Origin of the sequence: Mycobacterium sp. (assembly GCF_035697385.1) — a bacterium.
GTDB lineage: Bacteria > Actinomycetota > Actinomycetes > Mycobacteriales > Mycobacteriaceae > Mycobacterium.
This window is the reverse complement of sequence record NZ_DASSCY010000303.1, coordinates 1-12,241: the sequence shown is the minus strand read 5'-3', so window position 1 is coordinate 12,241 and position 12,241 is coordinate 1. Positions and strand designations below refer to the sequence as shown.

The window sequence follows — 12,241 nt, the reverse complement described above, 5'->3', positions numbered from 1 at the left end:
GCGCGGTATACGTGTCGCTGGAAGACGAGCTCAGCGACCACACCGTCACCGGGCGCGGACGCCATCCGCTGCCGTCGGGCCGCGGGCTCGAGGCGGCCGCCCGCCGGTGGGGCATCCGTCGAGGGGTGCCCGTCGTCGTGTATGACGATTGGAACCGGGCAGGTTCGGCTCGAGCGTGGTGGGTGCTTGGTGCCGCAGGCATTCCAGATGTGCGTATCCTCGACGGTGGCCTTGCGGCGTGGACCGGTGGCCTCGAAACAGGAAGCGTCACACCGGAACCCGGCGATGTGACGGTGATGCACCAGGATCTCTATCGCGGGGCGCGAACGACGCTGACGGCCGAACAGGTCGCCTCCGTCTCAACACTGCTCGACGCACGGGCGCCAGAACGCTACCGCGGTGACGTCGAGCCCATCGATCCTGTCGCCGGCCATATCCCTGGCGCCAGAAATATGCCGAGCACCGACGTGCTGAGCGCGGACGGAACGTTCCTTCCCGCGGACGACGTTGTGCGGTTGCTCGAGGAGCGCGGCGTCGACTCGACCGCCGATATCGGCGTCTACTGCGGGTCCGGTGTCACCGCGGCCGTCACCCTAGCCGCGCTGGTCGCCTCGGGCGTGGAGTCTGCGTTGTATCCGGGCTCGTGGTCGGAGTGGTGCTCTGACCCAATGCGGCCCGTCGCCCGCGGCTCTTGACTTCAAGCCCACCCGTTCGACCGCGCGGACTTCGACATCATCCTTTCGCGTTTCGGCGTGATGTTCTTCACCGACCCTGTGATGGCCTTCGCGAACCTGCGCAACGCTGCACGGGACGACGCCGAGCTGCGCTTCATCGCGTGGCGCAGCGCCGCAGAGAATCCGTTCATGACCACCGCCGAGCGCGCAGCAGCACCGCTGGTGCCGAATATCCCTGTCCGCCAGCCCGATTCGCCGGGACAGTTCGGTTTCGCGGACCGCAATCGGGTCGCTGCCATCTTGGACAAGAGCGGGTGGGCCGACATCGACATCCGGGGCCTCGACGTCAACTGCACCCTGCCGGAGAAGGATTTGGTCCGCTACTTCACCCGGCTGGGTCCGCTCGGTCTGGTGTTCGGAGGCGTGGACGACCGGACGCGCTCGCAGGTCATCGAAACTGTCCGTCCCGCCTTCGATCCCTATGTACACGGACACGAGGTCCGCTACACCGCCGCCTGTTGGATGGTCAGCGCTCGCGCGAGGACACAGCCGAAGCCAGGTTTGGCTCGGTAAGAACGTCGACTGGCAGGCCCGCGGCGACAACGCGGCCGCCGCCGAGCAGCACGCAATGGTCGAACCGGCCGGCGAAGCCGAAATCATGGGTCGCGGCCACGATCGTCGTGCCTGACGCCGCCAGCCGGCGCAGCTGCCGCGCCACGCGGTCCGCCGCGTCGGCGTCGAGCGCGGTCGTTGGTTCATCCAGCAGCACGACGGGCGCCTGCTGGGCGAAGACCTGCGCCAACAAGATGCGCTGGCGCTGCCCGCCCGAGAGGTCTCCGAGCCTGCGGTGCCGGAGCTCCTCGAGGCCGAGCTCTGTGATCCAGTAGTCGACGATGTCGCGGTCGGAACGGGAGGCGCGGCGCAGCAACCCGAGCCTGCGCCACCGGCCCATTGCCACCGCCTCAGCGACGGTGATCGGAAACGCATCGCCCACCTGACTGCGCTGCACCGCCAGCGCCACCTCACGTCCACCAAGCTCGACGATGCCGTCCTCGGGTGCTGCCACCCCGGCGATCAATTCGAGCAGCGTCGACTTTCCGCAGCCGTTGGGGCCGACCACGGCCGTCGTAGCCGCCGCCGGAAGTGCAAGCGTCAGGTCGGTGAAGACGCGGAACCCGTTGTAGCCGAACGTGACTTGTTCCAAGTTGATGCTGCTGCGCACTACCACCGCCCGAACCCAATTGAAAATGATTGTCATTAACGTTTAGAGTCTAGGCGTGCTTGCCTTGCTTTGCGAACCGTTCGGGTCCGAGATCGTGCGAAGGGCGCTGCTCGCGGGGCTGGTCGTCGCGTGCCTCTGCGCGATCGTCGGCACCTGGGTGGTGCTGCGCGGCGCGGCGTTCCTCGGCGACGCGATGTCGCACGGCGTGCTCCCCGGTGTCGCGGCAGCCTCGGTTCTGGGCGGCAATATCTTCATCGGCGCGATGGTGGCGGCGCTGGCCATGGCCTACGGAGTGTCGGCGATCAGTGGCTCATCCCGGTTGTCTGCCGATAGCAGTATCGGGCTGCTTCTGGTGGGGATGCTGGCGGCAGGTGTGATCATCGTGTCGCACTCGCAGAGCTACGCCGTCGACCTCACCGGGTTCCTCTTCGGCGATGTGCTTGCAGTGCGGGCCAGCGACATCGCGCTTCTTGCAACCGCATTGGTGTTGACGGCAGCGGCGGCGGCCGTTGGAAGGCGTGCTTTCGTGGCGGCCAGCTTCGATATCCGCAAGGCGGCGACGCTTGGGTTGCGCCCAGAAATTGCCGCCGCGGCACTGACTGTGCTCATAGCAGTGGCCATCGTGGCGTCCTTCCGGGTGGTGGGAACGCTGCTGGTGTTCGGGCTGTTGATAGCGCCGCCGGCGGCAGCGGTCCTGTGGGCCAACACGATTCCTCAGATCATGACGGCGGCCGCGGTGATCGGCTGCGTGGCGGTGGGCCTTGGGTTGGTGGTGTCGTGGCACGCCGGGACTGCAGGCGGTGCGACGATCGCCGCGGTCGCTGTTGCGATCTTCTTCTGTTCTCTGGCCGCCTCCGCGCTGCGCCGCCACGCCGTCAAGGCTGCGGCGCTGCTGACGGCCGCGGCGGCCCTTGCCGGATGCGGTGGCGGAAGCGAGCAGGCGGTCACGTCGACCCCGCCTGCGGTCGACGAAGAGGCCCCACCCGCCGGCGCGGAGGAATCGGCGGAGGCAGTGACGCGTTTGGTGTTGGTCGACCCGGACACCGGCGACACATCGGTCTTCGACGTGATCGACGAAAAGGAGACCAATGTAGGCCGGTTTGGCGCCGTCGAAAAGCTCAGCGGCGATGGAAGATTCGGCTATCTGCACACCAGCGGCGGACTGACGGTCGTCGACGCCGGCTCGTGGACGTTCGATCACGGCGACCACGACCACTACTACGTCGCTGAGCCCGCCGTCGCGGGCACGGTGGAAGGCAATTCGGATTTCGTCGCTGCGGATCAAGCCATCGCCGCCACACTGACCAGCGACGGCCGGGTCGAACTGCTCGATCGTGAGCGACTTGGAGAGCATGCAATCGCATCGCCGTCCATGGACGTTGGTGATCTGCGCGATGTAGCGCAGGCGGTTCCGCAGCGAGACGGGTTGCTCGTCGTCACCGAGTCGGGCCAACTGCAGACCGTCGACGAACACGGTTCGGTGCGGCACCTAACCGGTGTCTGCCCGGCGGCGACGGGTGCCGCCTTGACGCGTCGGGCTGTGATTTTCGGCTGCGGGAACGGTGCGATTCGGGTGAATGTGAGCGGGCCGGAGCCTGCCGTAACCCCGATCCCGTTTCCCGCCAACAGACCCGCGGCGGCGCTCGGCCAGCTGCAGCACCGCGACCGACACGATCTGCTAGCTGCAATCGCCGGCAATGAAGTGTGGGTGCTGGACAGTGGTCGGCGAACCTGGTCCCCGGTGCCGGCGGCCGGCGCCGTCGCGGTCAGCACAGGCGATGCCAATGAGGTTCTGGTGTTGACCCGCGACGGTGTGCTGCGCGCCGTCGACGCGGTCACGGGCGCTGAAACCGCTTCGGTGAACCTCTTTTCCGGCGGTGTGCCCGACGACGGCCCCGTCCCGGTAATCGAAGTTGACAGCGAACGTGCGTACGTCAATAACGCCGCTACGCGCGAGATCTATGAGATCGATTACGGCGACTCACTGCGGATCGCTCGCACCCTGACCACCGGTGTGCAGCCGGGCCTGATGGTGAAGGCGGGCCGGTGAAGTACCTACTGCGCATAGTTGTTCTTGCGCTGATCACACTGGTTGCGGGATGCACCGGCAACGGCGGCAACCAGCCAGCCGAGCACCGGATTGTCGTTAGCACCAACATCCTTGGCGACGTGGTGCGCAACATCGTCGGCGACACCGCAGATGTGCGCGTGCTGATGAAGCCCAACGCCGATCCACACTCCTTCGCGGTTTCGGCGCAGGAGGCAGCCGCCATCACCACCGCAGACCTGCTCGTCTACAACGGTCTGGGGTTGGAGGAGTCGCTGCAGCGCCACATCGATTCCGCTGCTGCTAACGGCGTGCCGACGTTGCCGGTTGGCGAACGTGTGGATCCGATCAGGTACGCCTCTGGCGAGGGCGAGGGGCGCCCCGACCCGCATTTCTGGACGGATCCGCAGCGAATGCTCACGGGAGTGGACGTCATTGTCGACGCAGTTACCGAGCACATCCCGGACATCGACGGCAAGCGGATCAGCGAGAACGCCGAGAACTACCGAACCGAACTGCGAAAGCTGTCGGACCTGATGACCGAACGCTTCGCCGCCATCCCCATTGAGCGCCGCAAGCTGGTGACCAACCACCATGTCCTCGGTTACTTGGCGGCGCGGTACGACTTCACTGTGATCGGCGCCGTCGTGCCAAGCGGTTCAACGCTTGCGTCGCCGAGTTCATCTGATCTGGATTCGCTTGCAGGCGCGATCCGCGAATCGGGTGTTCCCGCCATCTTCGTCGACTCATCTCATCCGGACCGGCTGGCACGCGTGCTCGCCGATGAAGCTGGGGTCGACGTCGACGTGGTGGCGCTCTACAGCGAATCTCTCGGCGAGCCGGGTACTTCAGGCGCCACCTACCTCGACATGATGCGAACCAACACGGAGGCAGTCGTCACCGGTCTGACCTCGCGCTGAACCCATTGGAAGACAATCGATTAGGAGATACATGCATACGAAGAGGTACTTCGCAGCGTCTGGAGCGCTGGCTGCGGCGCTGACGTTGGCGGCGTGCGGAGGCGGGGGCGAGCCGGCAGCCGAGAGTTCATCTCGAGAGGTCAAGGTCGGCGAGCCGGTGGTCGCGACGTACGACGGTGGCCTCCTGGTTATCGACGGGGAGAGCCTGGAGGTCAAGGCCGACATCCCGATGGAGGGCTTCCTTCGCGTCAATCCTGCCGGCGACAGCGAGCATGTTCTCGTCTCCACAAACGAGGGATTCCAGGTTCTCGACGCCGCCAGCGCTCAGCTGACTGACACCACATTCGCTGCCGATGAGCCCGGTCATGTCGTCGCGCACGGCGAGCGCACGGTGCTCTTCGCCGACGGTAGCGGTGAGATCACCGTGTTCGATCCGCATGAATTGGCCAATGGCGCACCGCAAGTCGAGACCGCAAAAGCACCGGAGCCCCATCACGGTGTCGCCGTCGTGCTCAGTGACGGGACGCAACTGCGCAGCGAGGGGAATGAGGACACCCGCAGCGGGGCGGTGGCACTGAGTGCGGACGGGCGCGAGATCGCGCGCAGCGCCGAATGCCCCGGACTTCACGGTGAAGCAGTGGTAGCCGGCGAGACCGCCGTGTTCGGTTGTGAGAACGGCGTACTGGCGTTCGCCGACGGCCGGTTCACCAAGATCACCGGTCCCGGCGAGTACGGCCGAGTCGGCACCATCAAGGCACACGCCGAGTCCACGGTCGGACTCGGTGACTTCAAGGTGGATCCCGACGCCGAGTTGGAGCGCCCCGAGCAGTTCACCCTGATCGACACGGACGCCAATCAACTCAAGGTCGTGCGGTTGCCCGCTTCGGTGAGCTACTCGTGGCGGTCGTTGGCTCGCGGGCCGCACGCCGAGGCGTTGATCCTCGGCACCGACGGAAACCTTTACGTCATCGACCCGAACACCGGCGTCACAGTGGAAACCATTGCAGTGACTGAGAAGTGGACGGAGCCGGAAGACTGGCAGCAGCCCCGCCCAGCGGTGTTTACACGCGGACACGACGTCTATGTGTCCGAGCCTGCGAGCAAGGAGCTGCACTTGGTCGATATTGAAGCAGGACAAGTGAGCAAGTCCGTCACGCTTGAGCAGACACCCAACGAGATCAGCGGCGCGGTCGGGCACGAGCACTGAGCATCGGCGTGGCGGCGTCACCCTCCGTGACTATGGGTGACGCCCCACGCCGGCAGTGGGTCGGGATACGCAAGCCAGCCGCGCTCGCCATGGGCCATCTCATCGTCCGTCAACAGCGCCCATTCCAGTAGCCGGGTCACCTTGTCGCGGTCCAGGCGCACCCCGATGAACACGATCTCCTGGCTCGGTTTCAGCTCGGTGGCCGACCAGTACTGGGCCGGCTCGATGACTAGATTCGGTCCGGCCTGCGACCAGATCGCCGCGATCGTGGGCCGGGTAGCGATCCAGCAAAATCCCTTGCTGCGCAACAATCCTCGCATCTGATCCAGTGCTTCTGAGAGCCGTTGCGGGTGAAACGGTCGGTCCGCTCGGAAGGTCATCGACCCGATGCCGTACTCCTCGGTCTCCGGCGTGTGGCCGGAAGCGATCTCCTCGTCCCAGCCGGGAGCCTCATTGGCCGCGATCGGATCGAAAAGACCGGTGTCGAGCACGTGTGAAAGATCCACGATGCCGTGGTCGATCTGGATCAGCTTGGCGGAGGGATTCAGTCGGCGCACCACCGCCTCAACCGCACCGAGTTGAGTAGGGCTTACCAGATCGGTCTTGTTCAAGAGAAGCACGTCCGCGAACTCGACCTGATCCACCAACAGGTCGGCGATGCTGCGTGCGTCACCTTCACCGGCGGTCATCTTCCGGTCGGCCAGCGCCTCGCCCTTGGCCAGCTCAGTCAGAAACGTCGACGCGTCGACGACCGTGACCATGGTGTCCAGTCGGGCCACCTGACCGAGGCTGAAGCCGTTCTCGAACTCCCAGCTGAATGTTGCCGCCACCGGCATCGGTTCCGAGATACCGGTCGACTCGATCACCAACTGGTCAAACCTATTCTGCTTCGCCAAGGCTGCGACCGCCTCGATCAGGTCCTCGCGCAGCGTGCAACAGATGCAGCCGTTGGTCAGTTCGACGAGCTTCTCCTCGGTGCGGTCGAGATGGCCCTGCCCCGCAACCAGTGCGGCGTCGATATTCACCTCGCTCATGTCGTTGACGATGACCGCGACCCGTCTGCCATCGCGGTTGGCCAGGATGTGGTTGAGCAGCGTGGTCTTGCCGGCGCCGAGAAAGCCGGAGAGCACGGTGACGGGCAGAAGTTCGGGAGAAGTAGACGCCATGCGCTAAATGATAATCATTTTCAATAAGGCTGCTTGCGCGTGGGGTAATGCAAACGGTTATCGTTATCGTCATGACGACGATCTCGAGGCTCTCTGTGCTGGCCGCCGGCGCGCTCCTGGCTGCTCCGTTCGGCCTAGCCGCCTGCGCAGGAGGCGACGAGCAGGCCGCGCCGACCGCCGGCGCCGGTGAATGCCCGACCACTCCGGTCAACGTCGTCGTTAGCGTCGACCAGTGGGGCGACATCGTCTCCGAGCTCGGCGGTCAGTGCGCGACGGTCAAAACCGTGCTGGCCAGCTCCGCGGTCGACCCGCATGACTATGAACCGTCGCCGTCGGACGCTGCGGCGTTCCAGGACGCACAGCTGGTGGTGATCAACGGCGGTCACTACGACGAATGGGCCGCCAAGCTTGCGGCCAGCTCGGCCCCGAATGCCCCCGTGATCGACGCGCTCGAGCTGGGCGGCGAGGCAGGCCACGAGGGCGAAGGGCAGGGCCACGAGGGTCACGAGGGCGAAGAGCACGGCGATGAAGCGGGCACCAATCCACACGCGTGGTACAAGCCCGCGGCGGTAACAGCCGTCGCCGACGCGGTGACCGCCGAATTCGGCAAGCTGGCGCCGGACGCCGCCGGTTACTTCGACCAGCGTCGGGCCGCGTTCACCGAATCCCTCAAGCCGTACAACGAGGCCATCGACTCCATCAAGGCACACGCCTCCGGTAAGAGCTACGCTGCCACCGAAAGCGTCTTCGACGACATGGCCGCCGCCGTCGGCCTGACGAACCGTACACCCGAGGGTTATGCACTGGCCTCAGCGAACGAAACCGACCCATCCCCAGCGGATTTGGATGCGTTTCTGCGATTGCTCGGCGACCGCGGTGTCGACGTGCTGATCTACAACACCCAAACGGAGGGCTCGGTGCCCGAACAGATTCGCGCCGCCGCGGATCAGGCCGGCGTTCCGGTGGTCGATGTGACCGAAACGGTGCCGCCGGGTACGGAAACGTTCGAGGGTTGGCAGGTGGACCAACTCAACGCCCTGGCCAAGGCACTTGGTGTCCCTGCCTGACCCGGCACCCGACGCGGCGGCGTTGACGTTCGACGACGTCAGCGTCGTCCGCGGTGGACGGTTGATCTGGTCGGAGGGAACGTTCGAGATTCCCGCAGGCTGCATCGTCGCCGTCATCGGATCCAACGGATCAGGCAAGACCACATTGCTTCAGGCCGTGCTGGGAGTGCTTCCCGTCGCGTCGGGCAGAATCCGCGTCTTCGGCAGGCCACCTGGTGAAGCCAACGACTCCATCGGCTATGTCCCCCAGGACTATGTCGCCAGCGGCGGAGAAGCGATCCGCGCCCGCGACGCGGTTCTGCTGGGGCTCAACGGGCGCCGATGGGGATTCGGCCGCGCCACCGCCGCCGACCGCCGTCGCGTCGACGAGGCACTGGTGTGGGTGGAGGCCACCGAGTTCGCCGATATGCGGGTCGCACAGTTATCCGGCGGGCAGCGCCAGCGCATCGCGATCGCGAGCGCACTGGTGGCGCAGCCCCGCATGCTCATCCTCGACGAGCCGCTGGCGTCCTTGGATCTGCGCAACCAGCAAGAGATCGTCAAGCTGCTCGCGAGGCTCAACACCGAGCTGGACGTGACGATCCTCGTCGTTGCGCACGACCTCAACCCGATGCTTGCCGTTTTGAACAGCGCGATTTATCTGCTCGACGGACACGCGCACCACGCGGCCATCGACAGAGTGGTCGACGCGGATCTGTTGACCCACCTCTATGGCACGCAGGTCCAGGTGGCGCACACGCTGCAGGGTGAGCTGTACATGAGGAGCATGTGATGCCGGCGAGCATCATGGCGCTGGGCTACCAACAGAATTGGATGCAGATCCTCACCTCGGCGTTCATGCGCAACGCGCTGATCGGCGGCACCATCGTCGCGCTGGCCGCAGGGCTGATCGGCTACTTCATCGTCGTTCGCAACACCGCTTTCGCTGCGCACGCTCTGGCACATATCGGGCTGCCTGGCGCCACCGGCGCCGTCCTGCTCGGCGTGCCTGCGGTGCTGGGCCTCGGCGTGTTCTGTGTGGGCGGAGCGCTGGTCATCGGCGCCCTTGGCAAGCGCGCCGCAGACCGCGAAGTGGCCACCGGGACCGTGCTGGCGATGGCCACCGGACTCGGGCTGTTCTTCAATTCGTTGGCGACCAGGAACTCGTCGACCATGACCAACGTGTTGTTCGGCAATCTGCTGGCGATCACCCACCAGCAGCTGCTTACGTTCGCGGCCCTGTTGGCACTGCTGGCGGTCAGCATCGCATTCATCTACCGACCACTGCTGTTCACGTCGGTCAACGCCGAGGTCGCAGAGGCCAAAGGCGTGCCGGTGCGGGCGCTGTCGATCGTGTTCATGGTGCTGCTCGGGGTGGCGGTGACCATGGCCGTGCAGGCGGTCGGCACGCTGTTGCTCTTCGCGCTCGTCGTCACCCCGGCCGCCACCGCGATCATGCTGACCGCGCAACCCGTGGCCGCGATGGCCATCTCGACCGTGATCGGGCTGGCGTCGGTGTGGGCCGGCCTGGGCCTCTCGGCGATGTTCAACCTGCCGCCGAGCTTCGTCATCGTCACCATCGCGTGCGGTTTCTGGCTGATGGTGTGGACGACGACGCGTGCGGCACGTTCCGCGAGTGCCCGACCCGCGGCGGTCTGACCAAGTGGGGCGGGCGGCGCCGGGCATCGGCTAACGTCACAGAGCATGTCCAGGAGTGCAGCGCCCCGGCGGCGGGCGACCCTGGCTTCGTTGGCGGCCGAGCTGAAGGTCTCGCGAACCACGATTTCCAATGCCTACAACCGCCCCGACCAGCTGTCGAAGGATCTGCGCGAACGCGTGCTCGATACCGCCAAGCGGTTGGGCTACCCAGGGCCGGACCCAGTTGCAAGGTCGCTGCGCACCCGCAAGGCCGGCGCCGTCGGGCTGATGATCACCGAACCGCTCAACTACTCGTTCTCCGACCCGGCCGCGCTGGATTTCGTTGCCGGGCTGGCGGAGTCGTGCGAGGAGGCCGGCCAGGGCCTGCTGCTGGTGGCGATCGGGCCCAACCGCAGTGTCAGCGATGGTTCGGCGGCGGTGCTGGCCGCGGGTGTCGACGGGTTTGTGGTGTACTCCGCCTCCGATGACGACCCGTATCTGAGCGTCGTGCAGCAGCGCCAACTGCCGGTGGTGGTCGTCGACCAACCCAAGGACGTGCCAGGCACCTCCCGGATCTGCATCGACGACCGCGACGGCATGCGACAGCTCGCCGAACACGTTGTGGGACTTGGCCATCGCGAGATCGGACTGCTGACCATGCGGCTGGGGCGCGAATGGCCGCATGGGGGACCGCGGCCATCGGTGGCTGATCCTGAGCGCGTGCAGACCCCTCACTTTCATGTCCAGCGTGAGCGCATCCACGGCGTCTACGATGCGATGACGGCGGCTGGGCTGGACCCGGAGTCGCTGACGGTGGTGGAAAGCTACGAGCACCTGCCGACCTCGGGCGGGGCGGCCGCCGAGGTGGCGCTGGATGCCAATCCGCGCATCACCGCGCTGATGTGCACAGCCGACGTGCTCGCCCTTTCGGCGATGGATTACCTACGGGCGCGCGGCATTTACGTGCCCGGCCAGATGACCGTCACCGGATTCGACGGTGTGCCAGAGGCATTGCGACGCGGCCTGACCACCGTGGTGCAACCGAGCATGGAAAAAGGACGGCGGGCCGGCAGGCTACTGCACAACCCGCCACGAGACGGACTGCCGGTGATCGACGTTCTCGACACCGAGGTGGTGCGGGGACGAACGTCGGGCCCGCCCGCCTAGAGTTCGGTCACCGGCGGGGTGTCTCGCCACAGGTCGACCATCGGATTGATGGCCTCGACGAGCATCGGCAGCGCGGGCGCCATCGCCAGAGCAGCGATCATGGCGAGCCTGCCGGCCGCCTCCGTGACTCGTAGCACGCGCTCGTCGAGCGGGCGCAGCCCCAGTGCAAGGGCGGCCGCGTCGTAGATCGCGATGCCTTCTGGGCCGACCATCGCCAGATCGGATTCGACCGCACCCAGCGTGACGAGTTCGAAGTCGGACCACAGTTCGCCCTCGGGTGTGGCGATCATGTTGTGGTACGGCGCGTCTCCGTGGATAGGTTGGACGTCCGCACCCGGAAAGGTTGATTCAAATGCCTTGCGAGACATCAATACTGGCGAAATAACGGCCCATTCCCGTTGCGCCCGTTCGAGATCGGCGGCCGCGACCAGATCGGGCATCCGCTTCAACTCGGCCAGCCCCTCGGGGATGTACGTACCGAATGGCGCCCAGAAACCGAGCCCGCCGCCGTCGTAGTCCCGCAGCGCGGCGTGCAGCTGAGCGGTCTGTTCGATGCGCGTCCGCATGTCCGGCTCGGAGTCTGGGACCTGTTCGACGAACTGCCAGAACGTCATCGAAAACCCGTCCCGCCGAACGGGTTCGCGGGCGACGAGTGGGCTGGGCGGCACCACGGGATGGCCTCGGTCGGCCAGCCATCCGGCGACGGCGAGCTCCGCCCGCTGCTGTGCCGTCTGCGTTTCGGGCGAGCTCGCGTAGGAAGGCGGCAGGACGGTCGGCACCCGCGCCACGACCGGCGACGGCGCCAGATGCACGATCACGGAGAAGACGTCGTACAGCACCCGCGCATCGCTGACGTCGAGTCCGAGGTCGCGACCCGCGGCGGTCGCCGACGCCACTGCACGTGCGGTTCGTGCCGCCAGCTCGTCAGCGCTGACCACGGGTCTCGAGCAGGAATTCCAGTGCCGCGGCGACGTCCTCGGGGGAGTCGATCCGGTAGCGGGCCAGCGTATCGCCGGGCCCAACCTTGACGCCGACGTCGGATTCGCGCAGTCGTCGGAACGCCTTCTCGTCGGTGACGTCGTCGCCGAGGAACACCACCGCCGACGCGGCGTGCTGGTCACGCAGGATGTCGACGGCCTGCCCCTTGTCGGTCT

Annotated in this window: 13 protein-coding genes; 9 read left to right on the top strand and 4 right to left on the bottom strand. The window is 66.2% G+C overall.

The window, feature by feature from the left end; all coding sequences use genetic code 11:
- Window positions 1-695 (top strand): sulfurtransferase (locus VFH65_RS25695; protein WP_353325424.1); only part of this gene is annotated, 695 nt, incomplete at its 5' end.
- Window positions 696-752: 57 nt separating this feature from the next.
- Complete coding sequence (locus tag VFH65_RS25690) at window positions 753-1,247, top strand: hypothetical protein (protein WP_353325422.1); 495 nt, start codon at window positions 753-755, stop codon at window positions 1,245-1,247.
- Here the strand turns inward: VFH65_RS25690 and aztA are convergent.
- Window positions 1,201-1,932 (bottom strand): zinc ABC transporter ATP-binding protein AztA, encoded by a 732-nt coding sequence (gene aztA / locus VFH65_RS25685; protein WP_353325420.1) that lies wholly within the window; start codon window positions 1,930-1,932, stop codon window positions 1,201-1,203. The two genes, VFH65_RS25690 and aztA, sit on opposite strands and share 47 nt — an antisense overlap.
- Window positions 1,933-1,951: 19 nt before the next feature.
- On the opposite strand from aztA, the gene aztB reads away from it, so the two are divergent.
- Genes aztB through aztD form a run of 3 tightly spaced genes read left to right on the top strand, consistent with a single transcriptional unit; the run spans window position 1,952 to window position 6,070 of the window.
- Entirely contained in the window at window positions 1,952-3,946 is a 1,995-nt protein-coding gene (aztB, locus tag VFH65_RS25680) for a zinc ABC transporter permease AztB (protein WP_353325418.1), read from the top strand.
- Window positions 3,943-4,863, top strand: a complete 921-nt coding sequence (gene aztC, locus VFH65_RS25675) for a zinc ABC transporter substrate-binding protein AztC (protein WP_353325416.1) — start codon at window positions 3,943-3,945, stop codon at window positions 4,861-4,863. Before aztB ends, aztC begins: the two co-directional genes overlap by 4 nt.
- A gap of 31 nt (window positions 4,864-4,894) precedes the next feature.
- Entirely contained in the window at window positions 4,895-6,070 is a 1,176-nt protein-coding gene (gene aztD, locus VFH65_RS25670; RefSeq protein WP_353325414.1) for a zinc metallochaperone AztD, read from the top strand.
- Window positions 6,071-6,087: 17 nt separating this feature from the next.
- Here aztD and VFH65_RS25665 read toward each other — a convergent pair whose 3' ends face one another.
- Complete coding sequence (locus VFH65_RS25665) at window positions 6,088-7,236, bottom strand: GTP-binding protein (protein WP_353325412.1); 1,149 nt, start codon at window positions 7,234-7,236, stop codon at window positions 6,088-6,090.
- Window positions 7,237-7,283: 47 nt separating this feature from the next.
- Between VFH65_RS25665 and VFH65_RS25660 the strand changes: the two genes are divergently transcribed.
- From VFH65_RS25660 to VFH65_RS25645, 4 genes are read left to right on the top strand one after another with little or no spacing between them, the layout of a single operon-like run.
- Window positions 7,284-8,303 (top strand): metal ABC transporter solute-binding protein, Zn/Mn family, encoded by a 1,020-nt coding sequence (locus VFH65_RS25660; protein ID WP_414688509.1) that lies wholly within the window; start codon window positions 7,284-7,286, stop codon window positions 8,301-8,303.
- Window positions 8,290-9,075 carry a metal ABC transporter ATP-binding protein gene (locus VFH65_RS25655; protein ID WP_353325409.1) on the top strand — a complete coding sequence of 262 codons (786 nt, stop codon included), beginning with the start codon at window positions 8,290-8,292 and terminating at the stop codon, window positions 9,073-9,075. Before VFH65_RS25660 ends, VFH65_RS25655 begins: the two co-directional genes overlap by 14 nt.
- Entirely contained in the window at window positions 9,075-9,941 is an 867-nt protein-coding gene (locus VFH65_RS25650) for a metal ABC transporter permease (RefSeq protein ID WP_353325407.1), read from the top strand. The genes VFH65_RS25655 and VFH65_RS25650 overlap by 1 nt, the downstream gene beginning before the upstream one ends.
- A gap of 45 nt (window positions 9,942-9,986) precedes the next feature.
- Window positions 9,987-11,087 carry a LacI family DNA-binding transcriptional regulator gene (locus VFH65_RS25645; protein WP_353325406.1) on the top strand — a complete coding sequence of 367 codons (1,101 nt, stop codon included), beginning with the start codon at window positions 9,987-9,989 and terminating at the stop codon, window positions 11,085-11,087.
- On the opposite strand, the gene VFH65_RS25640 is transcribed toward VFH65_RS25645, so the two are convergent.
- On the bottom strand, window positions 11,084-12,025 hold the full coding sequence (locus tag VFH65_RS25640; protein ID WP_353325404.1) for a phosphotransferase: 942 nt from the start codon (window positions 12,023-12,025) through the stop codon (window positions 11,084-11,086). The genes VFH65_RS25645 and VFH65_RS25640 overlap by 4 nt on opposite strands.
- A partial coding sequence (locus VFH65_RS25635; RefSeq protein ID WP_414688508.1) for a trehalose-phosphatase occupies window positions 12,012-12,241 on the bottom strand: 230 nt, incomplete at its 5' end. The genes VFH65_RS25640 and VFH65_RS25635, both read right to left, overlap by 14 nt.